The sequence below is a fragment of the Vibrio sp. Y20_XG_PY13 genome (genome assembly GCF_024181925.1).
Classification (GTDB): Bacteria; Pseudomonadota; Gammaproteobacteria; order Enterobacterales; family Vibrionaceae; genus Vibrio; species Vibrio parahaemolyticus.
In genome coordinates this window covers 344713-370675 of record NZ_JAMZAL010000003.1, presented here as the reverse complement: position 1 = coordinate 370675, position 25963 = coordinate 344713, and the positions used below count along the sequence as shown (strand labels likewise).

The window sequence follows — 25963 nt, the reverse complement described above, 5'->3', positions numbered from 1 at the left end:
TGAACATCGTCTTTTGTTGGCTTGAGCAGCATTGCTTTCGAACGTTTGTCATTCTTGTCTTTAAGCATGACGAGCAAATATCTCGGTAACTTCATCGAATTCTCATAAAATTCTCACAACTTCTTATCTCTTTCATTCCGTTATAAAATAGCGTCCATCCGTTCCCCAAACGCACATTAAAATGCTCAACAATTTACTTACTGCATACTATGGAGAAATCTACGGTATTGCCTTTTTCAGTCACTATCTCAACAACTACAAACAGGCAGAGCAACGCGCGCTTTGGCAAACTTTAGTCGACGTGGAAAAACTGACCGCTGAAAAACTCAAACCTGTTTTGCAAGCACATGGACTGGAGATAGAAAACCGTCATCAAGAAATGATGGAAAAAGGTCTTTCCGATGCAGAAAAGTGGATCGATTTACCTTGGTCCGAGCTGGTTGCCACGCTACTCAATTGGGTTGAGCCGTACGAAGTGACATACCGAGAATGGCAAACACTCGCGATAGAGAAGAATTCAAACGCTGTCAATTTTCAAACTGCATTTGATTTAGTCGCAGAACATGAAACCGCCATTTATCAATGTTGGCAGCGTTATCATACTAACGAGTCTGGGTTGCCGATTCTTCACGCCTTTTTGGCAAAATATCGTTAAAGCGAGACTGGCACACTTGCACCTCGTAAAGCCCTGCCAGACAATACTTTTAATACGCCGCTTAGAACGGAATCTTTATGGTTAATCCAAAACTCATTGCTCTACTGCCCGATTTGGCCTCCTTTATTTTGGTGGTCAACGAAGGCAGTTTTACTGCCGCAGCCAAACAGCTTGGCGTTACCCCATCTGCGTTAAGCAAACTGATCACCCGTTTGGAGCAAGCCCTCAACGTGAAGTTGTTTGAACGCACCACGCGCAAGCTGATCATTACTCAAGCAGGGCAAAAAGTGTATGACCAAAGCATTGCGATGGTTAATGCCGCGCAGCAAGCCGTTGAGCTATCTGCGGAAGAACATGCCGAACCAACTGGCGCGCTCACGGTAGCGGCACCAGAGGCGTTTTTAAACTCGGTCTTGCAACCGTTCGTGCTGCCTTTTTTGCAACGTTATCCAAAAATTCAGCTCAAGCTGCGCGCTGCCGACGGGGAAATCGACCTGTTTCGTCAGGGCATTGATGTTGCCTTTAAACTCACCGATAAACCGGATGAAAATTTGGTGCTCAAAGAGATCAGCAAAACCAATCTGGTTTTGTGTGCGTCGCCAGACTACCTCGCACAAAGAGGCATGCCAGAACATCCGACGCAACTTGAACAGCACGACTGTATTTACCTAGCAGAAAACGACAAAGACAACATTTGGTCGTTTTTTAAAGAAGAGGCGTTTCATTCCATCGCGGTCAGTGGTCGGTATGCGGTCAACCATTCGCAAATGCGCCTAAATGGCGTCAAGGCCGGTTTAGGGATTGGCATCTTCCACGATTTCGTGGTGAAAGAGGCATTAGAGCGCGGAGAAGTGGTCGAAGTGTTGTCCGATTGGATGATCAAAAGTAACTACCACGGTGCGGTCGCCATGCAGTACGCACAAACCAAATACATGCCTGCACGTCTGCGTGTATTTCTCGACTTTGTAAACGAACATCTCGTGTCTAAGGAACCCAACCATGTTTAATGCGATTCATCACGTCGCTATCATTTGCAGTGATTACCCAACATCAAAGCGTTTTTACACCGAAGTGCTAGGGCTACAAATCATCGCAGAAAACTATCGTGAAGCGCGAGACTCCTACAAACTCGACCTTGCGTTGCCGGACGGAAGCCAAATCGAGCTGTTCAGTTTTCCCGGCTCACCGGAGCGACCAAGCTTTCCGGAGGCGCAAGGCTTGCGACATTTGGCGTTTCAAGTCGACAACGTTGAAGAAGTAAAAGCGTATCTGGAATCCAAACACATCGCTGTTGAACCCATTCGCATTGATGAGTTTACGGGCAAAGCATTTACGTTCTTCCAAGATCCCGATGGCTTACCATTGGAGCTTTATCAGAAGTAAAAAGAGCCAGCAATTCGCTGACTCTTGTTTTATACCAATACGACACCTTAGTTCAGTGCTGCTTTTAGCTTCTCGACACGGTTGAACACCACCCAGTCCAACAGCAAAACGCTCACAATGGCTAAACCGCCCATCGGGAACGCGGCACAAATGGCAACCAATGTGGCTAACCCCAATTTCCACACTCCGTCATGTTGAAATTGTGGCGGCGCTCCAAGCGATGCGCTGCGACTTGGTCGACGTAACCACCACATCACCACTCCGGAAATAGCAATCAGAATAAATGCCAGACAGAACAGCACATTCAACGCCTTGTTGATGATGCTTACGTCTCCTTGGTGAAGTGAGACACCCGCAGCCATTAACTTGGCAAACCAGCTGTAATCCTGCCAAGTCACATCCACCAGCAAACGACCTGAGTATTGGTCAAAATGGCTGGTTCGATCTTGTCTTGGGTCAGAGATGTCCCCTCCCATTGAGTTGGCTGCAACGGTGTAAACACCGTTATCTGAACGAGGCAAGAATACTTTGTAGCTGGTAAAGCCCATCATTTCGGCTTTAAGAATAATGTCGTCAATCGATAACGCGCGATGGCTCGCCGTGTAAGACGCCCCCCTTTCCATGTTCGCGTGATCATGGGCGGGTTTATCTTTCGATTCAGGTACGGCAGCAAGCTCTAAGTTCCAAGGCATTTCTTCTGACGAACCGTGGTTAAGATCCTGATGCGTCAATGTCGACTCTGGCTTTTCACCCCAAGTGTAATAGGTCGGAAACGTGTTCCAAGCTTGAACCATCTTTGCCCCCCAAATTCCAGCCCAAGACAAACCAGAAATCAGGAAAAACAGTAAAACGAGGGACAACACACCACCTAAGTTAGCGTGCACATCGCGCAATACAATACGAGAACCTTGGGCAACACGGATTTTCAAAAAGCCCGATCGACTGGCGTTGTCGCGAGGAAGCCAGAGATACAAGCCCGACACCAACAGTAAAATACCTAAGCTGGCTGATATTTCGATTAAACGATCGCCAAGCTCACCAATTAGCAAGGTGCCATGAATGTTATTCATCAGCTCATAAACGCTGTCTGAGCGATCAATAGTGCCTTGAACCTCGCCCGTGTATGGATTGACTGCAGCAACGAGCGAACGTCCATCTTCCGCTTTAATTGAAAACCGGCTGGCAAGATGCGCTGTTTTGGCAGGCACAAATTGAGTAACGCTGAAATCGGGATAGGCTTGCTTAACCGACTCTAACTGGACGGACACTGGTACTTTGTGCTCTTGCGGCACCACTTTTAGCGTAGTCTCATAACGAGCCAGTTCAATCTCATCATCAAACAGCATCACCAGTCCGGTGACGGACAGCATGAGCATAAATGGGATAACGAATAATCCTGCGTAGAAATGCCATCGCCACGTCATAAAGTAGATGGATTTTGCGCGCGACGCTTCCTTGAGTTGAGGCTTTGTTGAGTTTCTCAACATGTTTATTTCCTTTTCATTTTTGCACGCCAAAAACGCTGACAAAATGCTTCCCCCACATGCTTTTCTATGCGGTGAAACTTGGACAGGTTTGGGAATGCGACTGCTTGAATGAGCAGTGTATGTGTGACTTTACTTATTGTTTTTATTGATTATGAAAAAGAAACCACAGGCGGCGCGCGCGGAACTGGCGTTTCAAATCGTACACTTAGAGCCAAAAAAGTGTAGCGTTCAGAAATTACCGAGCTCAGTCGTGAAAGTATCGGTGTAGTTGGAAGTGAATCTTGGTGGAAAGTGGAAAAGTGACTAAATGGACACGGCTTGCCCTTGTGCGTCACCGAGCTGTCGCCCTCTTCTATCTGAACCAGCTCGAAACCGTTTAGCGTACAAAGCGTCGCCCACACGCCCATGCTGTTACCATGAGCATTGATAACAGGCATCAGTGTCACGAGCACCCAACTTAAGGCGCTAGCGAATAACATGGAGCGATAAAAAGGAATTAATCTACGCATAACGGTGACTTAACAAATTTCACACAGAGTAGCCAATTCTGAGTTTCAGCTCAAAAAGAGGATCAATAAGTGATTACTACCTCACAATCATTATGTTGACAGAGACAAAAAAGCCCGCAAATTTGCGGGCTTTCTTTCAATCATTCATGCACGTAAGAGCTGCTTAACCAAACAGCTTGCTCCAAATGCTTGGATTACGCTTGTCGTGGTACTCTTCACGAAGGCTATCGATCTCACGCAGTTGCGCTTTTGCTTCTGTCAAATTACCTGCATCCAGATCCGCTTCGATTTTGTCTAGCGTTACCGACAGCTTGTTGAAACCTTCTAGGTAAGTATCAAACTTTTCTGGTGGGTAATTACCACGTTTTGACTGTTCTACAATGGCTTGCAAGCTATCAATCGCTGATTTCATGGTTTCCACGTCAGACGCTTCTGCTGCCTGTTTGAATTCCATCTTCATCTGCTTCATGTTTTGCTTCAAATCAACCGCTTCTGCCATCGCGTATGTTGAGCCAAACGCAATCGCACACCCTAAAACTAAAGGACGTAACATTTTCACTTCTCCATTTTAGTGCCGAATTCTGTGTCGGCTTCGTTTACCCAAATAACTCGCCACGCTAATGCGCATTGTAGGAATATTCGGGTATTTAAGAGGGGCAGTGTAAAGCAATCTTACCTAGGGTGCATACCTAAAATGTAATCAAGTTTATGCGTTGCGAATCTCGTCATACTCTGCGATTGGCAAGCGGCCACGCAGTTCAAGAAATGACAAAAACTGCTTAGCAGAGTGAGTAATCACTTTGTTGCTATCAATATCAAGGTTGTCCATCAGCTCACTGACAAGCTCCAGATTGCCCACATCATGACAAAAGTGTGCATCGCTTCCCGTAGTAAAATACACATCTAACGCTTTGCCGATTTGCGCAATTTCATGGCAACGCTCCACACTGCCAACACGGCTGTTGCCTTTGAGCGTGGTGTTATTGATTTCTATCGCTACATTGTGCTCTTTAGCGCACTTCAGCACTTGTTCAAAATCGAAGTCGAAGTTCGGGTTCCCCAAATGCCCTAAAGCATCAACGCGACCGCTTTTGACGACATTTATCAGCGCTTCAGTGTGTGCTTCTTTATTGGCAGGTGGAAAAACGGGCTCGTGGAAACTGGCAATAACCCAATCCAAATTGCGATCGACGCTTGGCGGAATATCAATTTCACCTTCAATGTTAAGTATGTTGGATTCCACTCCGCGAACGATGGCAACACCTTCAAGAAAACGAGGCAGAATTTTTTGGTTGGAGAAAAACCAGTAGTGAGGCGCACCCGGCATCGACTCCGCATGGTCCGTCGTGCAAAACATGGTTAACCCGTTCTCTTTTGCCGACTTTGCGTTTTCAATCAACGTACTATACGCATGACCACTCGCGTAAGTATGCGTGTGGGTATCAACCTTAAATTCCATCATCCAGTCTCTTGAGTGCTCAAATTTGCGGGTATTGTATACCCTCGTGCGGTCAAGATGTAGCGAACACCGAAAATGCGGCGGTGAACGCTCTCTTACTCAGCCTAGAAATGGAAAAAGTGCGTCTCGATATTTAGTGCTATTGCGAGTCCGTTTCCTCACAAATACTTTTAATCAATGGCAACGCTTTTTCCCACCCATTGTTGAACATCGATACAAAGTCACTGTGAGTGTGAATGGTGATGTTGAGCAACAAGCGTTCGTCTTCTGTGTCGATCTGATAGATCTCACGAGATCCAATCCACTTGGCGGCGATATCGGCGTCCAACTGTTGCCTATTGTCGGGGTTAAAGATGGCAACATGATGAAACTCTAGCCGATGCAGTGGCTGCACAGAATCAATCACTGCGCGAGTACCGCCCATATCCGGATCAAAAAAGGTGATGTCGCTGCCCTCTTCCCACTCCCCTTCGAATTGAGATTGAGGTGAAAATGCCTGCGCCCAACGCTTGTAAAGCTCAGCATCCGTCAGCACTCTCCATACGCGCTGCGGAGTTGCGGTTATTTCTACGTAATAGTTTAATGTAAGCATGTTTTCTCTCCCTGAACCTTCATTGACGCTAGTTTATTCTCAGGAAAAATCAAATTTGCTTGCGTTTTAAATGCTTATCTCAACTAACTTTTACGAGGCACTAAGATGTTTTCGTTTGTAACGCCTTGCTTTGGTGATGCTTGACCAATACATCCCAGCACCCATTCAATACCGTCGCGAGCACAATTAAGCCCATGCCCGCGATTTGAGTGCGGCTCATTACATCAGCGAAAAAAAGTGATTGCCAAACGGCCGTAAACAACAAGTTGGTAAAAATCAGTGGTGCGAGTTGAGAGCCGCTACTGGCCAGTTGATAGGCTTTTGCACGAAACACTTGAGTATTGATGATCAACATCGACATGACTAATAGCCACAGCACTCTAGGCTCAACGGATAGTGAGAATGAATGAGCCCCCAACAGTCCAGAGCCATCGTTGATAAGCGCCAAAGGCAGAATAAATAACGCGGCAAAGCTAAACGCCCAGAAGTTGATCTCTAGCGGCGACATATTGCTTTTGCTGACTTTATACAGCGTCAATTGTGAGCCGGAGTTAAACAGGCCACCAGCCAAACCAAGCAGTAAGTCGTATCGCAAAGTAAATTCGCCTTCCGTTCCAGCCAACAACACCACACCACTAAACGCCATCACAATACCAAAAACGGTGGACGCACGAATTTTTCCATGCCAGACAAGCTTCTCAATCACAGGCATAAACAACGGGCCTGTAGCAAAAAGGACCACACTTTCGACCAGCGTTAACGTTTGAAGAGACGCAATAAAGCACAGTTGAGACAGACCAATACAAAGTGCGCGTAGCAAAGTGGCCTTCAACTCGGTCGATTTCGGCAGTTTGATGCCTTTCGGGATCAGAACTAAGAGCAAGATAAGCGCAGGTAGGAAAAATCGCAGAAAGCTGAACATGGTTACCGAAAGCGCCTCAGACAGCTGCTTTGCTAGCAAGCCCGTAACAGATAAGCTTAATGTAGACATCAACATAAATACGATGGGTTTGTGAACGTGATTCATTAGATACTCCTTAATTCTCGGAGCATTTTATGAAAAGTGACTTTATAGAAATAGCGAGTAATATTAACCACTATTGTAAGCAAAACTTACACATTGAAAACAGGTTCGTTCCATGCGCAAATTAGTACCATTAAAATCCATCTACGCGTTTGTGACGGTGGCAGAATCAGGCAGTATGACGGAAGCCGCCCAGCTTCTGAGCGTTAGCCACTCGGCGATCAGTCAAGCGATTAAATCTCTCGAAAGCCAAGTAAACAAACCGCTTTTTGACCGCATTGGACGCCATGTGTACCTCAATACCGAAGGCAAAAAATACTACCGCAAAGTCGGGCCAGCGTTGGAACAAATCGTCGATGCAACCGAAGCACTGATGCACGATCAAAACTCTCAACGCATTACGCTAAACATGGTGAATTCCTTGGCACTGCATTGGTGGATCCCACGTATGCCACGCCTTCAAGCCTATGCGCCCCAACTTGATGTGCGCCTATCTAACCTTTCTGGACGGTTCAATTTGGAACAAGAAGGCGTTGATGCTGCGTTGGTGCATGGCAAACCTGAAGAGTGGCAAGACTACTATTGCGAAAAGCTCAGTGAAGACGAACTGGTATTAGTGTGCAGCCCTGATCTCATCGACCACAGCAATCCAGTTAACCTTTCTGACATCTTAAAGACGTATCCGCTCATTGAGGTCACGAATGAGCGCAGAAAACACGATTGGCAAGTCTGGTCAGACGCGATAGGAGTCGCTCGTCCAAAAAACAAAAAGCCGATCACTTTTAATATGTCGATTCAAGCGGTACAGGCAACCACGCGTCGTTTGGGTGTGTTGGTGACTCACCGTTTGTTTGTGAAAGACGACATCAAGTACGGTCAGCTGATCGAACTTGGTGAGCCTGTGATCAATCCTAATCAGCAGCTTTATTTTGTCTGCCCACCGCATAAACTCAAGCAAGAAAGCTTTCACCTATTGCGCTCGTGGTTAAAACAAGAATTTGCGTAACTGAGCCTGTTACTCAATACGTTAACTTGAGCTTGGTGAACTCTCGGCTAAAGTAAATAGAGTGCGAAAAAACTCAAGGATGAGGCTATGCGATTGTTTCATAGAGTAGTGATTGGGGCTTGTCTCGTTGTACCAGCAGTGGGTAATGCCAGTGACGGGGCGGAGCTTGACGAGCAAGGCATTTCAACCGCGATTATTGGAGGCCAGCAAGCGTCTCAAAATCAGCTCCCCTTCTTTGCTCGGCTAATTTTACACAAAACGGGCGACCGACAATTCGCGAATATTTGTGGTGGTTCTATCGTTAATGATCGTTTCATATTAACGGCCGCCCACTGCGTAGAATCCTCGGTTTTTACTGACGGTTGGACAGCAAATGACCTCCGTGTTCTGGTAAAAAATCCAACCATGAACGATGTTTATGTCGAAGAGTTCAAAGACGTTCGCACTATTACAATTCATCCCAACTATGATCCTAATGACCTATGGATTAACGACTTGGCGGTATTGGAGTTAACCCGACCAATTACCGATAACGTTCAGTCCATCACTCTGCCTCAAGATTTTGGCGATTACAGCGGCGAATCGGTTTATCAAATCTTTGGATTGGGACAAACGTCCACGACCGACACCAGTGGCCCGAACTATTTACGATGGGCGGAGGTTCAACCGCTTTCTGATGCCCAATGTGCTTCTCTCGTTGTGGGGTATAACGATCAAGAAAACATTTGTGCAAATGGCTTTCCAGACCGTAGCTATACTGGAATATGTAGCGGAGACTCTGGCGGCCCACTCACCTATCAAGACAGCAACGGTATGTATCAGCAAATCGGGATTGTGAGCTACGGCTCATCCATTTGTGAGTCGGCAGCCATTCCGAGCGTGTTCACAGAGATTCTGAATTACACCTCGTGGATAGAGGCAAGAACCAGTTATGGGGTCAAAACCGTTTATAACGCAAGCTTAGCAGCCTTAGAGGATTACCATAGCGAAGGTGATTCAGGCTTTGATCCAGAAGACACTAATGTTTCAGGATTTAGCGACAACGGCAGCGGCGGTGCAATAGGTGCAGGGATGTTGTTCTTTGGAGGATTATTAGGGTGGCTGCGACGCAGAAAAACGACGTAACGTTTCTCTTTATTAGATAAAAATAAACGCAAAACGCTTACAACGTTTTGCGTTTCACGCGAGAGTTGATGATGTCTTCAATCAGCTTTTGCTCTTTTTTGGCTTTCTCATAATTTTGCTTGGTACGCCATCTCTCTAATACCTTTTCCAACCCTTGAACGCGAGCGTGTTTGTGTTCTAACGTTTTTTGTACTGATGCACATTCAGCTTGCATCACCGCTTGCTCTTGCTCGTGGTGACGAAGCATTCTTTGCAGCATCTGATCAACTCGGTTGAAGTTCATCAACGCCGCGCTATTCAGAGACGGAGAGGACAACGCCGATTGACCAGCGTGTCCTTTGAGGGCTGAAAGTTGTTGCAACTGCGTTGAAAGATGATTGTGACGCTGACGCATAGCGTCGAGCTGCTGCCCGACTCTATCACGCTGCTTTTCTTCCATTTGTTGCAGTTTGCCGACCGCTTTAAGTTTGGCTTTCATCGCTGCGTTCGCTCTCTACTGTGCGCCTTGGAACATTTGAGCCAGCTCAGTCAAACTGGTGGTGTAATCCACCGCCTCGTTCGCTGATTGCTGTAAGTACGAACGCAAATGCGGATACATCGACACAGACTGATCCAACTCAGGATCCTGACCCGGTTGATAGCCACCAAGCGGCAGTAACTCTTTCACCTGAAGGTAATTGGAGTACATTTGGCGGAAGTTGTTTGCGATGGTGGAATGAGCAGGTTGCGTACAAGTGCTCATACAACGGCTGATAGAAGCGTTGATATCAATCGCCGGATAATGCCCTTGTTCCGCCAGCTGGCGCGACAACACAACGTGTCCATCCAAAATGGCACGAGCAGAGTCCACGACTGGGTCTTGCTGATCGTCGCCTTCCGCCAGGACAGTGTAAATCGCCGTTAAGCTGCCATGAGGGTTTTCACTGTTACCCGCTCGCTCTAATAGCTGCGGTAACACACTGAATACCGAAGGCGGATAACCGCGCGACGCTGGCGGTTCCCCCAAAGATAACGCGATTTCACGTTGAGCCATCGCGTAACGCGTTAGGGAATCCATCAACAAAAGTACATCTTTGCCTTGATCTCGGAAATACTCCGCGACGCGGTGACAAAGCAGTGTCGCTCTAAGTCGCATCAATGGTGATTCATCCGCAGGCGCAGCAATGATGATGGCTTTTTCTCTCGCTTCTGGCGTTAAGTTGCGTTCAATAAACTCACGAACTTCTCGACCACGCTCACCAATCAAACCCACCACAATGACGTCCGCTTCCGTGTTTTTGGTGATCATCCCCATCAACACACTTTTACCAACACCACTGCCCGCCATTAGACCAATACGCTGACCTTTACCGACCGTCAGCAAACCGTTGATCGCACGAACGCCAACATTAAGCGGTGTATCGACAGGACGACGCTTAAGGGGGTTGATCGGTTTAGGTTCAAGTGAAACACGATCGCCCCCTTTAAGCGGCATGCCGTCATCCAATGGCTCGCCTAAGCCGTTCACCACGCGTCCCATCCACTGAGAGCTGAGTTGCACGGTACTGTCGCCGTCTAATGGGATCACCTTCGCACCTGCAAACAAACCGCCTAAACGGCGGATTGGCATTAAGTACGCAACGGTATGATCAAAGCCGACCACTTGTGCTTCGATCATATCGCCTTCGGCGGTTTCCACTAAGCAACGTTGCTCAAGCTTAAAACGACATCCAACCGCTTGTAACATCAAGCCGTTCACTTTAATCAAGCGTCCGGTTACTCGCGCAACGGGAATAGAATCAAGCGATGCTAATGCATCGCTCAAACGCTCACTTAATAGTTCGTGGCTTAATGTACTACTCATTTTCAGACTCAACCTGTGGAATGCTGACTTCGTCTAACAAGTGCTGTTTTACGTTGTCCATACACGCCTCTAAGCGTGAGTCACAACTGGCGTCTGCTTCCGCATCATCCGTCACTAACTGACAACCACCAATTGGCAGTTCGTTGTTGGCAACCAGCTTCCAAGACTTAGGCAGATCCGCGTTAATGTGCGTAATGCGTTCTAGATCTTGTGGGTTGAGATGAACCGTCACAGTCTCCGCTTTGCCCGGCATCGCAGACAGTGTTTCATCCACCAGCGCCAGAATTTGCTGTGGCATCAGAGTAAGTTCGGCACGAATCACCTGCTGAGCCACCTTCTGTACCAACTCACAAATCATGTGGCGTTGCTGCTGCTCTTTTTCACTTTGCCAGCGAGACAAGGCTTGGAACAAGTCATTAACTGGCTTCGCCGCTTCTAAAAAGCCTTGCTTACCAGCTTGTTCACCAGAAACAAATCCTTTCTGAAAACCTTCTTTCTGACCATCGAGCAAGCCTTGTTGCTTACCTTGCTCGATGCCTTGGCGTAAACCTTCTTCATGACCTTGTTGCAGCCCCAGTTGGAAACCTGCTTCAAGTTGCTGCTGAATGTCCACTTGCGACTCTTGCCAACCTTGGTTGTCCAAGCCGAACTCTTCATCAACCGCAACTGGCTGAGCCAGCGGCGGAAAACGGTGTAAACGGTAACCACTTGGAGGCAGTCGCATAATGTTCGATCTTTGTTCTGCCATGCTTTATTCCACCGTTGGCTCTTCGTATAGAAGCAACTGAACTTCGCCCGACTCATCAAGCTCGCGCACCATTTGCATGATGTCTTGGCGTGCTTTCTGAACTCGACTTAGTGCAACTGCACCACGCGCTTCCATATCGTCTTCTAGCGCTTTCACCATACGTTGTGGCATTGAGCGTTTGATCGCTTGCTGCAACGTGATATCCGAACCTTTCAGTGCGGTAGCCCAAAGCTCGAGTGGAATTTGCTGTACGAGCATGTCCATGGTTTCTTCGCGTTGACGGCCCAGCACCATGAAGTCAAACATGTTCTCTTCGATGGCGTTAACCACTTCTTCATCATGCAGTTTGAGCATTTCCATCAGTGAACCACGGTCGCCTTCAAAGCGGTTGATGATGTCTGCCGCTTGCTTAACGCCAGAAAGCGGTACACTTTGGCTTGCAGACACTTTTTCGATACAACGTTCAACCAGTTCATGCAGATCGGTCGCGACTTGGTGATCGATGTCTTGTAGCTGCGCAATACGGAAGATGATTTCATCATGGTAGTCTTGCGGCAGATGCTTCAGCACGGCAGATGAGCTATCCGCTGGCAGATAAGCCAAGAAAATGGCTTGCATCTGCGGGTGCTCGTTGACGATAAATCGCGCCAGCGTTTCAGCCTCAACCCATTGCAGACGCTGCATGTTGTTGCGAATTTCGTCACCGTACAGGTTGTTCAACAGACCTTTAGCAAGATCGTTGCCGAGCGCCTTACGCAAGGTGTTCGACAAGTACTCTTTTGATGCACCACGAATACCACTGTGCTCACGAAAATCTTCAAAAAAGTTTTGAATCACGCCGCGTGCTGAATCGCTTTTTATGCCATTCAGTTTCGCCATTGCGCGAGTCACACGCTGTGTTTCATCGCGGGTGAAATGCTGCAACACTTTGGCCGCTGCATCCTCGCCCATGCCCAGTAGCACAAGCGCGGTTTGTTCTACATAACTAAGCGTTTGTTTTGACGTCAACTGAGCTGTGTTCATTGATGTTTACCCATTGTTTCAGTATTTCGGCTACGCGCTCTGGCTCTTCATTAGCAATAAGCTGTAGGTGTTTCAATTGAATCTCTAGTGGAGAACCTGCAGGAGGCAGCATGTCGCTGTTCACATCCAGACCCGTCGAGGCAGAAATGCCTTTTTCAGACAGACGACGGTTAAGCACTTCTTCATGCTCACGCTCTTCACGTGTTTGCAAGTTGTCGTAATCTGGCTCTTCTTGTGGCGGCTCAGCAAAGTTCAGTTCAGGAACTGGCTTGTCTGCGCCGGTTAGGTGCATGATCAATGGACGCAACACAAAGAAGATCATCGCCAAGCCCAACATCCCGCCGATCACGTAACGTAATGGCTGTTGAACCGTAGGGTCTTGCCACCAAGGCAGAGCTGTTGGCGCATCGATATCAATCGGTGTGAAGTTGAAGCTCATCAAGCTCAAGCTGTCACCTCGCGCAGCTGAAATGCCAACGGCATCGGTGATCATGGTAGAGATTTGCGCCTTGTCTGCATCGCTCCAAGCCACGCCGTCTGGCGATGCTTTTGAGTTCAATAGAACCGATACGCTCAATTTCTCAATCTGACCTTGTTGGTACTGAGTACGGCGCACGCTGCTGCCAACCGCATATTGACGATTCACTTCAGAACGCGCATTGGTGTTTTGGCTGTCGTTTGTCGCCGCCTCACCAGTCACTGGAGGCTGGTTGCTGAGGGAACCTGGTACGCCAAGCGCGATTTGGTCAATCGAATTGTTTTGAATGGTATGTTCGTTACGAACCACTGGCGCGTTATCAAGGATTTCTCGCGTTTCTTCCACTTGGCTGAAATCCATATCGGCTGCAACCTGAACGCGGAAATTACTAGGACCAACAATCGGCGTTAGCATGTCTGCCGCACGTTGGATGATTTGCTTCTCAACGTTCTTTTGGTATTCCAGATACTTCGCGTTTACTTTGCCCGCTTCTGCTGACGCCACATCTGCACTCAACAATCGGCCATATTGGTCAATGACAGAAACAAACTCAGGCTTCATTGCCGTCACACTGCCGACGATCAAGTTGATGATCGCTTCAACCTGTTCTGGCTTGAGGTCTTCACCAGGTTTGAGTTCGAGCATGACAGATGCAGACGGATTTTCACCGTTTTGGCGAACAAACAAAGTTTGACGAGGAATCGCAAGGTGAACACGCGCATTCGCTACCGAGTTTAGCGACATGATAGTGCGTACTAACTCACCTTCTAAGCCATGACGGTAACGCGCAGTCTCCATAAACTGGCTAGTACCTAATGAGCTGTCTTCTTTCAGCGAATCCAATCCGGTTGGCAGTTTCGCTTTTACGCCTTTTGACGCCAATAACATACGAATGCGAGCCACCTCACCTTCAGGAACCAGCACTTGGCCGTTCTGCTCCTGCATGCGGTAGCTCACACCTTCACTCTCTAAGACCGAGACAATCTCGCCAATATCGAATCGCTCTTGTTGGCTGTAAAGCGGACGGAAGCTTTGAGAAGAACTCCAAAGCGCAACCACAATGATCGCCGCTACAATCGCCGCGAGAACAGCGGATAGAACAAGATTTCGTTGGCTACTTGACCAAAGCTGCTTAAGCTTATTTGCCACGTCGTCCATGTTGCCTGCTGGCGAGAACGCTTGTGTCGTGCTGGTCGTCATGGCCGTATTTCCGGCAACTTGGGGGGTTAGTTCTGACATGAATTACACCGGCATCTTCATAATATCTTCAAAAGAGGCAACCACTTTGTTGCGCACCTGCATAAGAGCGTTGAACGATAAGCTGGCTTTCTGGCTTGCGACCATTGCGCCAACTAAGTCGTCACTTTGCCCAGTTTCTACCGCCGTCATTTTTTGACTGGCCGCAGATTGATGTTGATTGACTGTATCCAACACGTTCGTCATCGCTTGAGAAAACGACAGTGGAGCATTCAGTGCTTGTTGATCTAAAGGGTTGGCACTCACGATAAATTCAGGCGGCTGCACTTGAGCCTGCATCGCCTGCATTTTTGACAACATGAGTTGCTCTGCCGAGACCGCATTAGTAGGTTGACTTGCCATCTATATTTTTCTCCTATTAGGCAGCCGAGCCTAGAGCCGACTGTAAATCAATACCGTGTTCTCGCATGGCTGCGAGCTTGTAACGTAGCGCTCGGGTTGATACTCCCAAGGCGTTTGCGGTTTTGGTTCGGTTTCCACCAAACTGACGTAATTTGTCCAAAATAAATTGGTATTCAGCCTGCTTCTTCGCTTCCACATGACCAAAGCTGGACTTTGGCTCCATGGAAGGCACTGGGGCAATGAGTTCAATCGGTAACATCAGATCATGCGCTGTAATGTAGTCACCATGGCGCATCACCAAGGCACGTTGAATAACGTTCTCTAATTCACGAATATTGCCCGGCCAGTGATACTGACTCAGAGCGCTGATCGCATCCTGAGAGAAGTGACAGCGGCTGCTATCTTGATATTTTTCAATAAAGAATTGGCTGATCGGTAAAATGTCTTCTTTTCTTTCGCGAAGTGGTGGCCAATGCAATGGCAACACATCCAGTCGGTAGTAAAGATCTTCACGGAAGGTGCCTTTTTGCACTTCTTCTCGTAAATCTTTGTTGGTTGCGGCAATCACTCGAATATCAAGCTTGATGGCTTTGTGACTGCCCACACGTTCCACTTCTCGCTCTTGAAGTACACGCAAAAGTTTGGCTTGGACTGCAGGAGACATTTCACCGATTTCATCTAACAAAATCGTGCCGCCGTTTGCTTCTTCAAACTTACCGCTTTGCGAATTCGTCGCGCCAGTAAACGCGCCTTTCACATGACCAAAAAGCACCGCTTCTAGCATCGATTCAGGAATCGCGGCACAGTTCACTGCAACAAATGGGCCATTAATGCGAGGAGAGTGTTCGTGTACATATCGAGCTAGCACCTCTTTACCTGTACCAGACTCACCCGTGATCAACACACTCGCGTTCGTACACGCTGCACGGTGCGCCAATTGAAGTACCTGCTTACTGCGCCACGACTCAGCCACAATGTTTGCCATTGGTTTGCCAAGAGCTTCAACACGCTTTAGCAAATTGATGAGCTGATTCGCTTCAAACGGACGCAACAAGTAATCGGTAGCGCCCGACTTCATAGTCTCTGCCGCCAAAATGCCTTGTTCTTGATCCACAATCGCAATCACAACGCCAGCATTACGCTGCTTCTGGTGACACGCAACAAACTCACGTACGCACATATCCGGTAGCGTAGAGCTCACTAACGTGATGCTTGCGCGCTCTTCTAACAGTGCGCTTCGCCCTGTACGTGTGTGCTTTGCGGTGTAACCGGCATTCTTCAGCACATCCAGTACAGGTTGAGCAAGGTGTTCGTTCGGCTCAACCAACAAAATATTCGTTTTCGTCATCATTGAACCTTAACCTTCTTCTGTTGAGTCTGTTGTTGTACGTACATGGTGTTTTTTTCTATGGTGCGTTCGTTGTCTCTGACTAGGCGCAACGTCACACGTCGATTTTTGGCCTGACCAGCTGCTGTATTGTTATTTGCGACCGGATATCGGTCACCATGAGATCTGACTTCGATAATATTTGGGTTTACACCGTGAGCAATCAGTGCATCGGCCACTTGTTGAGCACGTAAACGTGATACCGAAAGATTGGTGAGCCTTGGTCCAACATTGTCGGTATGACCATCGATTAGCACTTTCGTCACTCGGTCATCAACAGAAAGATAGCTATAGAGCGCAGCTAACGTCTGTTGCTGATTCGCATTTAGTGTTTTCTGACCGAATTGAAAAGGCAAAACGATGTCTCTTGCTTGTGAGAACGACAGTTTCGGTAGTCGCTCAAGACACGCATTAAATTCGCTCAGTGCCTTTTGAATTTGAATTGTTGGGATTCTTACTTCTGACAAAGCGGAAGCGTCTTTTCCTTCCAATACCAGCGTAATCCAACTACCACCGGCAATCGCCTTCATTAGTGAGGGTGCGCCTTTACGGAATACAAATCGACGAGAAGGCTTGGTAACCGTAAGAGAAGATTCAACTTTTCTATAAAGCTCTTTACCCCACGGTGCATTTTGACTAATTAGTGTCGCACCTTGCCATTTATTCCCTTCGTTGCGTATATCGGAAATAAATAAAATTTGATTATTTGGTTCCGCACGGAAATAAAACTTCCCCATTGGAACTTTTGAATGCATCAGGTTGCACTCAAATTTGCTTCCTTTGAAAGACCAATTAGAAATATCCATTGGAACAGTCAATACCTCACCAGACATGGCTGGATTAAAATTGACCAAACCCAAAGAAAAAAAGACGTTACAAATTATTATCAAACTACGAAAGGAAAGGTATATCTTACATTTCCATGACTTAAGCAGTTTAATTAAATATGCCACTGAAGCTCTATAACTGGCATAGCTAATCATGTTAATTACCTATTCTGAAATACTTAAATTGATTGGCAAACGTTTACATGAGCTGGAACACCCATAAAACAAACGAGATAAGACCAATAAAACAACTAGTTATATTAATTTTTTTATAATAATCACGTTAGTCACCAGATAGAGGAACCTGGTGAAATAACAACAAATATTGCTCAAAAGTTGCTATTTTAATTTATTAACCGATTTATAAATGAAACTAACCCTTTTTAATTTTTATTAAAAGCTTCGCATGTACTGACATAAGCAACATGTGAACTAAAGTCACATAATTCGAAGTTAAAACTAAAACATCATGAAAAACTCTGTGTAGACTACCGAATATTAAGTTAGAAGAACTTAGTTTGTTAACGCACGGTAAAATATAAATGGAAACTAGAGTTAGTGAGTCTATTTCCGATATCAAATCTCTTGATGTCGAATTATTAGGCAAGCCTATTCATATCATTCGAGATAAGCTTGAAAATTTAATTTCAGAATCTTGTTCAAGCCTAACGAATGAATTGCAAAATTGGCTCAGTACAAACAAAGTGGAAGCTAGCTTAACCTCCGTAGACCTGCATCGATTCTCTCCTGCAATGATGGACAAAGATCAGACATCCACCCATAAGCACCAAGAAGGTGGCATGGTATTTGTTCACGGTGATACTCAGACTCTCGTTAAATTAGCAGACCGTTTTTATGGCGCTAATACAGAGCGTTCAGTCGCAACATTGACTGCCAGTGATCTTCGCCTACAGGAAAGAATCAGCCGCATTATTATCGGTTGGCTAGCACCGCAAGACATGTGGGAAGCATGTGAGTATGAAGCTCCACGCGGCATAGGCTTATGTGTCCAATTAAATATCACCTTTGAAGGTTATCAAGGGTCGATGTACTTAAAACTGGACACGCATCTGATCCAAACCTTGATTGAACAGCTTGAGCTGCAATCAGACGTGGATTTGTATGAACCTTTTTGTCGTTCCCTAGAATCAACGCCAGTTCGTCTTAACGTGGTATTGAGTAAAAAAACGATGGCTCTAAGTGACGTTGTCAGCCTAAAACCTGATGACATCATGCCAATCGAATTACTGAATACCGTACCGGTAAGCATTGGCAATCAACCTCTCTTTACTGGCCGTATTGCTGAGCAAGACGGACAGCTTGTTTTGATTTTTAACCCGGATAAGGAAACGCAGCGATGAGCGAAGCGCCTGAAACTAAAGCGTTCGACACAGATGAACTGAACTTTGATGATTTTCAATTAGAAGACTTTGAAGCTGAAACAACGCGCCAACCTGAGCCTGTTGCTGCAGAGCGCGACCTGAGCTTTTTCAAAAGCATCCCTGTGACTGTCACGCTTGAAGTCGCAAGTAAAGAGATCCCACTTGGTGATTTGATGAAAGCGGGCGAAGGCACCGTCATTGAACTTGAAAAGCTGAACGGCGAACCGTTGGACGTAAAAGTGAACGGTTCCCTACTTGGCCATGCGGAAGTAGTTGTCGTTAATGACAAATACGGTCTTCGCTTGATTGACGTACACGATTCGGCATTAAGCGGCGTTGGTCGATAATTTTTGGTAGGCAGTACAATGAACAATCTGAGCGCTTGGCATCGTTGGTTACCTTTGTTGGTATTGGTGTCACTTTTGTTTGCATTCCCAACAATGGCAGCAGACAACGGCTTAACAATTCTGTCCGTTACGGACGGCGACGCACAACAAGAGTATAGCGTTAAACTACAAATTCTTTTGTTGATGACGGCGCTCAGTTTCCTTCCTGCTTTCATTTTGATGGCGACGAGCTTTACACGCATTATTGTGGTGCTGGCTATCTTGCGCCAAGCGCTTGGTTTGCAGCAGAGCCCGCCAAACCGCGTGTTAGTGGGTATTGCATTAACGCTTACTCTGCTCATCATGCGCCCAGTTTGGACGGATATCTACGAGAACGCATTCCAACCATACGACAATGGTGAAATTACGCTGGTTCAAGCATTTTCCGTGGCGGAAAAGCCCGTTCGCAACTTCATGTTGGCGCAAACCCATCAAAGCTCTCTTGAGCAAATGTTGCGAATTGCCAATGAGCCGCTCGATCAAAAAGTAGAAGACATCTCGTTTGCCGTTGTTCTTCCTGCGTTTGTGATAAGCGAGCTTAAAACTGCGTTCCAAATTGGCTTTATGCTGTTCATTCCGTTTTTAATCATCGACTTGGTGGTCGCTAGCGTCTTGATGGCCATGGGTATGATGATGCTTTCACCACTTATCGTCTCTTTGCCATTCAAGTTGGTGGTGTTCGTTCTGGTCGATGGCTGGGCGATGACGGTCGGCACTCTTTCAGCCAGTTTCGGTTAACAGGAGCTCATGATGACACCTGAATTAACCGTTACTCTATTTTCTGATGCGGTATGGCTCATCATCTTGATGGTGGCCGTACTGGTAGTGCCAGGCCTGATTGTGGGTTTGGGTATTGCGGTATTCCAAGCGGCAACGCAAATCAACGAACAGACATTGAGCTTTTTACCACGTCTGATCGTCACTCTGTTGATGGTGATTTTTTCAGGACACTGGATTCTTCGCAAAATCATGGAGTTGTTTGATTTCTTGTTCCACAACATTCCGGGGATGATTGGCTGATGGCCATCACATTTGCAGACCTCTCCGCAATTCTCGGTCAACTTTGGTGGCCGTTTTTTCGTGTGGGAGCGGTATTTTTATCCATGCCATTTTTTGGCGATGCATTGATTCCGATTTGGGTTCGCAGCTTATTAGCACTCTCAATCGTGGTCATCACAGCGCCATTAATGCCAACAATGCCTACGGTTGAACTCTTCTCATTAACCTCTTTGTTTCTCGCATTTGAGCAAGCGATTTGGGGTTTGATGTTCGGTCTGATTCTGCACATGCTGTTTAACGTGTTCACCATGCTCGGCCAAACCATTTCTTTGCAGATGGGTTTAGGTATGGCAATGATGAACGACCCTGTGAATGGTCTGTCGGTGGCGATTCTAGGCCGTATCTTTTTGATTTTTTCGACCTTACTCTTTTTGTCACTAGAAGGGCACTTACTGGTGATCGATATTGTTATTCAGAGTTTTGTGGTGTGGCCTGTTGGCTCAGGCATCACGGCCCTATCACTGCAAGGCGTGATCAATGTGTTTGGTTGGATGTTTGCGGCTTCTCTCGCACTTGCGCTGCCCGCCATCGTGTCAATGTTGTTGGCGAACATCAGTTTTGGTGTGATGAACCGCGCCGCACCGTCTCTGAACGTTTATGCGCTAGGTTTTCCGATGACCATGCTACTTGGCCTGTTCAGTGTTTTGATTTCTGTGTCCGGTGTCCCGGGCCGCTATATCGCGCTGGTGCATGAGACGATCCGACACTTAAACAACTTTATGTTGGGGGGCGCATGAGCGATCAGTCGTCACAAGACAAAACCGAAAAGGCCTCCCCCCAGAAAGTTAAAAAAGCCCGCCAGGAAGGCCAAATTCCACGAGCGAAAGAATTCACCACTGCAGTCATTTTCATGGCTGTAGCGCTGTATTTTTACTCTCAAATCAATAGCATCTGGGAAAGCATGTTCGGCATTTTTCGCTATAACATGTCGTTGACGAAAGCCGACCTAGAAAACCCACAGCAAATGGTAGAACAAGTGGGTCAGAGCCTTGGCATGATCATCGAAATGCTGTTGCCACTTTTCACGGTTATCATCATCGTGACGTTCGGTAGCAGTATGGTCTTGGGCGGCTGGATGTTTCGTCCCGCAAACATGTTGCCAAAACTGAGTAAACTCAACCCGCTCAGCGGCATTAAGCGTATTTTCTCAACGCGTTCGTTGGTGGAACTGGTTAAGTCGACAATCAAAGTAACGGTGATTTTCGGCATCCTTTACGGCTACTTGGACAATCACCTTCAGCCATTGTTAGGCATTCAAAACCTTCCGCTTAACCAAGGCTTCTCGATGGTGATGTCTATCTTGTTTGAAGGGCTGCTCTTGATGGGATTTGCTTTGCTGTTGTTTGGTGTGATTGATATTCCTTACCAACGTTGGGAACACCTCAAAGAACTTCGCATGACGAAGCAAGAATTAAAGGAAGAATTCAAAAACAACGAAGGCCGCCCGGAAGTCAAACAACGTATACGCCAAATTCAGCAGCAGTTTGCGCGCCGAAAAATCGACAAAATGGTACCGACTGCCGACGTAGTGATCACGAACCCGACACACTATGCGGTCGCTCTAAAATATGAGCCGTCGCTCTCAGATGCGCCATTTGTGGTCGCCAAAGGCGTCGATGAAACAGCCATGCACATTCAACGTATCGCGCGAGAAAATCAGGTGGAAATCATTAACTCCCCACCTTTAACACGTTCGATTTATCACACCACCGCGATAGAGCAAGCAATTCCAAGCCAACTTTATATCGCCGTGGCACACATTCTTACTTACGTTTTGCAGTTGAAAGCCTTTCGTAAAGGAGACGGAAAAAAGCCGACACCTTTGCCTCATTTTTCAATTCCAAAACACTTGCAGCACTGATTAACCCGCGTTTATCCAAGGACACGAAAGTATGCTTACTCGGTTAAAACAACTTCAAACCTCAACCAAAGGCTACATTGGCATCCCCATTGTTTTGCTGATGATTCTGGCGATGGTTATTTTGCCATTACCACCATTGCTATTGGATGCGCTGTTTACTTTTAACATCGTATTGGCGATCTTGGTATTGCTGGTCAGTACCACAGCAAAGCGACCACTCGACTTTTCTGTTTTTCCAACCATTTTGTTGGTGGCAACCTTACTTCGCCTAACGCTGAACGTCGCCTCAACCCGAATCGTATTGCTAGAAGGCCATAATGGTGGCGATGCCGCTGGTAAAGTCATTCAAGCTTTCGGTGAAGTGGTGATCGGCGGCAACTACGTTGTCGGTATGGTGGTCTTCATCATCTTGATGATCATTAACTTTGTGGTTATCACCAAAGGTGGTGAACGTATTTCAGAAGTCTCCGCGCGTTTTACATTGGATGCCCTACCGGGTAAACAAATGGCGATCGATGCGGACTTAAACGCCGGTTTGATTGATCAAGAAACCGCTCGTCTGCGCCGTAAAGAAGTTGCGAACGAAGCCGACTTCCACGGTTCAATGGACGGTGCGTCGAAATTTGTTCGTGGTGATGCGGTCGCGGGTCTGTTGATTCTATTCATCAACATCATCGGTGGTATCAGCATCGGTGTTTTCGAACACGGCTTACCAGCGTCTGAAGCGTTCAAAACTTATGCATTGCTAACCATCGGTGATGGCTTGGTAGCACAAATTCCATCGCTATTGCTGGCAACCGCAGCTGCAATCATCGTGACTCGCATCAATGACAGCGACAACGGCATGTCAGAAACCATGCAGAAACAGTTGCTCGCAACTCCAGCGACCTTGTTTACGGTTGCAGGGATCATGGCCGTCATTGGTATGGTTCCGGGCATGCCGCACCTTGCATTCTTTGCATTTGCTGGTGCACTAGGGTTTGCAGGTTGGAGACAAAGTAAGAAACCAGTTCAAGACACGCAAATCGAACAGGTGGAAGCACTTTCTCAAGCCATGCAAGAGGAAGACACACCACTCACATGGGACGACATCCCACACGTGCACACCCTGTCTCTTGCGCTTGGTTACCGTCTTGTTCACTTGGTAAACAAGGATCAAGGTGCGCCACTTTCGCAACGTATTCGTGGCGTACGTCGTAACCTCTCAGAACAGGTAGGTTTTCTTTTACCCGAAGTTCGCATTCGCGATAACCTAAGCCTAAAACCGAACCAATACACCATTTCTCTTAATGGCGAAGTGATTGAGCAGGGCTTCATCGAACCAGAGCGTTTAATGGCGATTGCCGTTGGCGACACCTACGGTGAAATCGATGGCATTCTAGGGAGCGATCCTGCTTACCAACTTCCTGCGGTTTGGATTGAACATCAAGACAAGGCGAAGGCACTCAACATGGGTTACCAAGTCGTGGATGACGGTACCGTGATCGCAACGCACATCAGCAAAATCATGAAAACCAACCTTGCAGAATTGTTTACACACGATGATGTAGAAGCGATGACGCAGCGCTTAACCCAACAAGCGCCGAAATTGGCAGAAGCCTTAGCCGCTGCACTTAACCCAGCTCAACAGCTCAAAGTGTACCGCCAGCTATTGCTTGATCAGGTGCCACTAAAAGACATCCGAACCATCGCGAATACCATGCTGGAGTCTTCAGAAAACACGAAAGACCCGATTTTGTTAGCTGCTGATGTTCGCTGCGCACTAAAACGCACGCTGGTTAACTTAATTGCAGGGCAAAAACCTGAGCTCAATGTTTACGCTTTATCGGATGAATTGGAGCAAATGCTACTGACGTCGCTGCAACAAGCGCAAGCTTCAGGTACAGTGGTTCTCGATAGTTTCCCAATCGAACCGAATATTCTTGGTCAGTTCCAACAAAACTTACCTTTGATTCGACAACAACTTAAGCAGCAAGGCTTACCGCCAATACTACTTGTAATGCCGCAATTACGCCCACTACTGGCGCGTTATGCGCGTACTTTCACTCAAGGATTGGCTGTGCTGTCTTACAACGAAATTCCAGAAAACAAACAGATCAATGTGGTAGGAAACCTTGGTTAATCTTATTTCAACACACGCGATATACGAATATCTTTGTAGTCTCGCGGTACAACACATCGTCACGGACGACGATCAATTGGTATTTGAAGCACTCAAACATAATGACATCCAACACGCTTGCCAAGCCATTCGTGAAACTCAATCCGGTGAGGTGGTGTATCAACACCTCACTTTGAGATTCGGATTGCGCGGAGAGCAAAGCGTTTATCAGTTTGAGCTTTCCGAACAAATGCAATACTGCTTAGATTTGTTCAGCCTTTATCTCGCCATACGACAAACTCAATTTCAATTAGAAGCTTTTCATCCAGATTTAATCAGCAACGTCGTCGTACCCATTCGTGTCGATGCACTGCTGTGGGATCCGGGCGTGTATTTTCTTGAGCAGATGGTTCAGTTTCACTCAGCCGCTTTCCAGCATGTCATCCCATCCTTACAAGCAGATGAAACATTGTGCCTTCACGAACGCATGGAAACGCTTGTCGAAAAACTAAAGGAAAATGCGTTTGCATTGTGGTTTGAAGTAGCCACATCCCAAACGCATTTTGAGCGCATTGCTGAATTTGATCCAGATATGATCAAACTCTCGGTAACGATAGAGAACAAACAAGATCAACACTCATTTTTACCCATTGCGCGATTTCTAAGAAAACACAAATACCAGTGGGTTGCTGGTCGCGTTGCAAGCCAAGTCGAACTCAGCCGCTATCGACTGCTCGGTGCAAGTTATTACTTTGGTTACTTCAGTGACATCCCTACTTCCCTGTCTTTCCGTTCCTTTGATGAGGAATAGCTGAAACCCAACCCTCATGGCTAAACTAAAAAGCGCGAATGATTCGCGCTTTTTTACTTTTCTCGTTTTAGATTTTCTCTTTGCCTTAATCTTATGCCGATCAAAGCACATCGGAAACTAACGCGAAAACGGTAGCAAACCCCAACTTGGTGGAATGCAAGTCACTAAAAATCATCAATTTTGATCTTTTTTAGAAAATTTTTAATTTTCAAATTAATCATTAGTGGCAAGCGACCGCCTCTAGTTAGTGACTAGGGAATATCCCAAGGCCTGAAAGAAATAGTGATAAACTAAGGAGACTAAGATGGCTTTATCAATGCACACTAACTACGCATCACTTGTAACTCAAAACACTCTAAACAGCACAAGTGGTCTTTTAAATACTGCGATGGAGCGTCTAAGCACGGGTTTCCGCGTAAATTCAGCTTCTGATGACGCTGCAGGTCTACAAATTGCTAACCGTTTGGAAGCTCAAACTCGCGGCATGTCTGTAGCAATGCGTAACGCTCAGGACGGCATCTCTATGATGCAAACTGCTGAAGGTGCAATGGAAGAGATGACTAACATCACTTACCGTATGAACGACCTTGCAACACAATCTTTGAACGGTTCAAACAGTGATAAAGACCGCGCAGCAATGGACGCTGAGTTCAAGCAGCTTTCAGCTGAACTAAACAACATCATGGGCAACACATCTTTTGGTGGTCAAAAACTACTAGCTACTGGTGGTGGTTTTGAAGCGGGCGCAGTTACTTTCCAAATCGGTGCTTCTTCAGCTGAAACTCTAGGCGTAGACGCATCTGCAAGCATCAAAAAAGTAGCAGCTACACTTGCTGACGGAGCTATCACTGACGGTATCGGTGATGCAACTAAAGCTAAAGCAGCTCTTGATAAAATCAGCAATGCTGGTGGCCTTATCGAAGATATCGGTGCTACTCGTGCGCAGTTTGGTGCAAACATCAACCGTCTAGAGCACACAATGACTAACCTAGGCAACATGGTTGAGAACACTTCCGCAGCTAAAGGCCGTATCATGGATGCAGACTTCGCAGTAGAATCTTCAAACATGACTAAGAACCAAATGCTTATGCAAGCTGGTACTACAGTTCTTTCTAAAACCAACCAGCTACCTAGTATGGCAATGTCTCTACTTCGTTAATAACGAATTAGAACGTACGATATTGTTAATATGTACAAAAGCAAAAGCCTCCCTATGGG

General features: G+C 46.7%; 28 protein-coding genes. 14 read left to right on the top strand and 14 right to left on the bottom strand.

Annotated elements, in window-relative coordinates; genetic code table 11:
- Nucleotides 1–181 precede the first annotated feature (181 nt).
- The 3 genes from NL646_RS10660 (at nucleotide 182) to NL646_RS10650 (ending at nucleotide 2038) form a co-directional block, all read left to right on the top strand.
- The gene (locus tag NL646_RS10660) at nucleotides 182–655 is read left to right on the top strand and encodes a hypothetical protein (RefSeq protein ID WP_024700201.1); all 474 of its coding nucleotides are present in this window, start codon (nucleotides 182–184) and stop codon (nucleotides 653–655) included.
- Nucleotides 656–732: 77 nt separating this feature from the next.
- Entirely contained in the window at nucleotides 733–1662 is a 930-nt protein-coding gene (locus NL646_RS10655; RefSeq protein WP_020841459.1) for a LysR family transcriptional regulator, read from the top strand.
- On the top strand, nucleotides 1655–2038 hold the full coding sequence (locus NL646_RS10650) for a VOC family protein (protein WP_023584531.1): 384 nt from the start codon (nucleotides 1655–1657) through the stop codon (nucleotides 2036–2038). The genes NL646_RS10655 and NL646_RS10650 overlap by 8 nt, the downstream gene beginning before the upstream one ends.
- A 47-nt stretch (nucleotides 2039–2085) precedes the next feature.
- On the opposite strand, the gene NL646_RS10645 is transcribed toward NL646_RS10650, so the two are convergent.
- From NL646_RS10645 to NL646_RS10620, 6 genes are all read right to left on the bottom strand, one after another.
- The gene (locus NL646_RS10645) at nucleotides 2086–3525 is read right to left on the bottom strand and encodes a PepSY domain-containing protein (RefSeq protein WP_218756284.1); all 1440 of its coding nucleotides are present in this window, start codon (nucleotides 3523–3525) and stop codon (nucleotides 2086–2088) included.
- A 149-nt stretch (nucleotides 3526–3674) separates the two neighbouring features.
- Complete coding sequence (locus NL646_RS10640; protein WP_071936908.1) at nucleotides 3675–4034, bottom strand: hypothetical protein; 360 nt, start codon at nucleotides 4032–4034, stop codon at nucleotides 3675–3677.
- A gap of 163 nt (nucleotides 4035–4197) precedes the next feature.
- Nucleotides 4198–4587: a cytochrome b562 gene (locus tag NL646_RS10635; RefSeq protein WP_005462833.1), complete on the bottom strand. Its 390-nt coding sequence runs from the start codon at nucleotides 4585–4587 to the stop codon at nucleotides 4198–4200.
- Between the two features lie 153 nt (nucleotides 4588–4740).
- A complete protein-coding gene (locus NL646_RS10630; protein WP_180757815.1) occupies nucleotides 4741–5493 on the bottom strand; it encodes a phosphatase in 753 nt (250 codons plus the stop codon).
- Between the two features lie 139 nt (nucleotides 5494–5632).
- On the bottom strand, nucleotides 5633–6085 hold the full coding sequence (locus NL646_RS10625; protein ID WP_005462830.1) for an SRPBCC domain-containing protein: 453 nt from the start codon (nucleotides 6083–6085) through the stop codon (nucleotides 5633–5635).
- Between the two features lie 100 nt (nucleotides 6086–6185).
- Nucleotides 6186–7112, bottom strand: a complete 927-nt coding sequence (locus NL646_RS10620; RefSeq protein ID WP_031812657.1) for a DMT family transporter — start codon at nucleotides 7110–7112, stop codon at nucleotides 6186–6188.
- 112 nt (nucleotides 7113–7224) lie between these two features.
- On the opposite strand from NL646_RS10620, the gene NL646_RS10615 reads away from it, so the two are divergent.
- Nucleotides 7225–8115 carry a LysR substrate-binding domain-containing protein gene (locus tag NL646_RS10615; protein WP_253664204.1) on the top strand — a complete coding sequence of 297 codons (891 nt, stop codon included), beginning with the start codon at nucleotides 7225–7227 and terminating at the stop codon, nucleotides 8113–8115.
- 87 nt (nucleotides 8116–8202) lie between these two features.
- Nucleotides 8203–9240 carry a trypsin-like serine protease gene (locus NL646_RS10610; RefSeq protein ID WP_253664203.1) on the top strand — a complete coding sequence of 346 codons (1038 nt, stop codon included), beginning with the start codon at nucleotides 8203–8205 and terminating at the stop codon, nucleotides 9238–9240.
- A gap of 37 nt (nucleotides 9241–9277) precedes the next feature.
- On the opposite strand, the gene fliJ is transcribed toward NL646_RS10610, so the two are convergent.
- The 8 genes from fliJ to NL646_RS10570 are packed head-to-tail and all read right to left on the bottom strand — an operon-like array spanning nucleotide 9278 to nucleotide 17301.
- Complete coding sequence (gene fliJ / locus NL646_RS10605) at nucleotides 9278–9718, bottom strand: flagellar export protein FliJ (protein ID WP_005462826.1); 441 nt, start codon at nucleotides 9716–9718, stop codon at nucleotides 9278–9280.
- A gap of 15 nt (nucleotides 9719–9733) precedes the next feature.
- A complete protein-coding gene (gene fliI / locus NL646_RS10600; protein WP_005478244.1) occupies nucleotides 9734–11083 on the bottom strand; it encodes a flagellar protein export ATPase FliI in 1350 nt (449 codons plus the stop codon).
- Nucleotides 11076–11831 carry a flagellar assembly protein FliH gene (fliH, locus tag NL646_RS10595; protein ID WP_253664202.1) on the bottom strand — a complete coding sequence of 252 codons (756 nt, stop codon included), beginning with the start codon at nucleotides 11829–11831 and terminating at the stop codon, nucleotides 11076–11078. The genes fliI and fliH overlap by 8 nt, the downstream gene beginning before the upstream one ends.
- A 3-nt stretch (nucleotides 11832–11834) precedes the next feature.
- Nucleotides 11835–12854, bottom strand: a complete 1020-nt coding sequence (locus NL646_RS10590) for a flagellar motor switch protein FliG (RefSeq protein WP_005478340.1) — start codon at nucleotides 12852–12854, stop codon at nucleotides 11835–11837.
- Nucleotides 12817–14571, bottom strand: a complete 1755-nt coding sequence (gene fliF / locus NL646_RS10585) for a flagellar basal-body MS-ring/collar protein FliF (protein ID WP_031831263.1) — start codon at nucleotides 14569–14571, stop codon at nucleotides 12817–12819. Before fliF ends, NL646_RS10590 begins: the two co-directional genes overlap by 38 nt.
- 3 nt (nucleotides 14572–14574) lie before the next feature.
- On the bottom strand, nucleotides 14575–14931 hold the full coding sequence (gene fliE / locus NL646_RS10580) for a flagellar hook-basal body complex protein FliE (protein WP_005462799.1): 357 nt from the start codon (nucleotides 14929–14931) through the stop codon (nucleotides 14575–14577).
- 16 nt (nucleotides 14932–14947) lie between these two features.
- On the bottom strand, nucleotides 14948–16279 hold the full coding sequence (locus NL646_RS10575) for a sigma-54-dependent Fis family transcriptional regulator (RefSeq protein ID WP_253664245.1): 1332 nt from the start codon (nucleotides 16277–16279) through the stop codon (nucleotides 14948–14950).
- Complete coding sequence (locus NL646_RS10570; RefSeq protein WP_025539821.1) at nucleotides 16279–17301, bottom strand: OmpA family protein; 1023 nt, start codon at nucleotides 17299–17301, stop codon at nucleotides 16279–16281. Before NL646_RS10570 ends, NL646_RS10575 begins: the two co-directional genes overlap by 1 nt.
- Before the next feature lie 386 nt (nucleotides 17302–17687).
- Between NL646_RS10570 and NL646_RS10565 the strand changes: the two genes are divergently transcribed.
- The 9 genes from NL646_RS10565 to lafA all read left to right on the top strand — a co-directional run bounded on the left by NL646_RS10565 (nucleotide 17688) and on the right by lafA (nucleotide 25904).
- Entirely contained in the window at nucleotides 17688–18506 is an 819-nt protein-coding gene (locus NL646_RS10565) for a FliM/FliN family flagellar motor switch protein (protein WP_017447233.1), read from the top strand.
- Nucleotides 18503–18874 (top strand): flagellar motor switch protein FliN, encoded by a 372-nt coding sequence (gene fliN / locus NL646_RS10560; protein WP_005462794.1) that lies wholly within the window; start codon nucleotides 18503–18505, stop codon nucleotides 18872–18874. The genes NL646_RS10565 and fliN overlap by 4 nt, the downstream gene beginning before the upstream one ends.
- A gap of 18 nt (nucleotides 18875–18892) precedes the next feature.
- A complete protein-coding gene (gene fliP / locus NL646_RS10555) occupies nucleotides 18893–19651 on the top strand; it encodes a flagellar type III secretion system pore protein FliP (RefSeq protein ID WP_005462793.1) in 759 nt (252 codons plus the stop codon).
- Nucleotides 19652–19663: 12 nt separating this feature from the next.
- Nucleotides 19664–19933 (top strand): flagellar biosynthesis protein FliQ, encoded by a 270-nt coding sequence (fliQ, locus tag NL646_RS10550; protein ID WP_140056777.1) that lies wholly within the window; start codon nucleotides 19664–19666, stop codon nucleotides 19931–19933.
- Entirely contained in the window at nucleotides 19933–20709 is a 777-nt protein-coding gene (gene fliR, locus NL646_RS10545) for a flagellar biosynthetic protein FliR (protein WP_253664201.1), read from the top strand. Before fliQ ends, fliR begins: the two co-directional genes overlap by 1 nt.
- The gene (gene flhB, locus NL646_RS10540; RefSeq protein WP_005462787.1) at nucleotides 20706–21833 is read left to right on the top strand and encodes a flagellar biosynthesis protein FlhB; all 1128 of its coding nucleotides are present in this window, start codon (nucleotides 20706–20708) and stop codon (nucleotides 21831–21833) included. The genes fliR and flhB overlap by 4 nt, the downstream gene beginning before the upstream one ends.
- Before the next feature lie 31 nt (nucleotides 21834–21864).
- On the top strand, nucleotides 21865–23955 hold the full coding sequence (flhA, locus tag NL646_RS10535; protein ID WP_005478396.1) for a flagellar biosynthesis protein FlhA: 2091 nt from the start codon (nucleotides 21865–21867) through the stop codon (nucleotides 23953–23955).
- Nucleotides 23948–24745, top strand: coding sequence for an EAL domain-containing protein (locus NL646_RS10530; protein WP_253664200.1), 798 nt, complete (start codon nucleotides 23948–23950; stop codon nucleotides 24743–24745). The genes flhA and NL646_RS10530 overlap by 8 nt, the downstream gene beginning before the upstream one ends.
- A gap of 304 nt (nucleotides 24746–25049) precedes the next feature.
- A complete protein-coding gene (gene lafA, locus NL646_RS10525; RefSeq protein WP_253664199.1) occupies nucleotides 25050–25904 on the top strand; it encodes a lateral flagellin LafA in 855 nt (284 codons plus the stop codon).
- Nucleotides 25905–25963 lie beyond the last annotated feature (59 nt).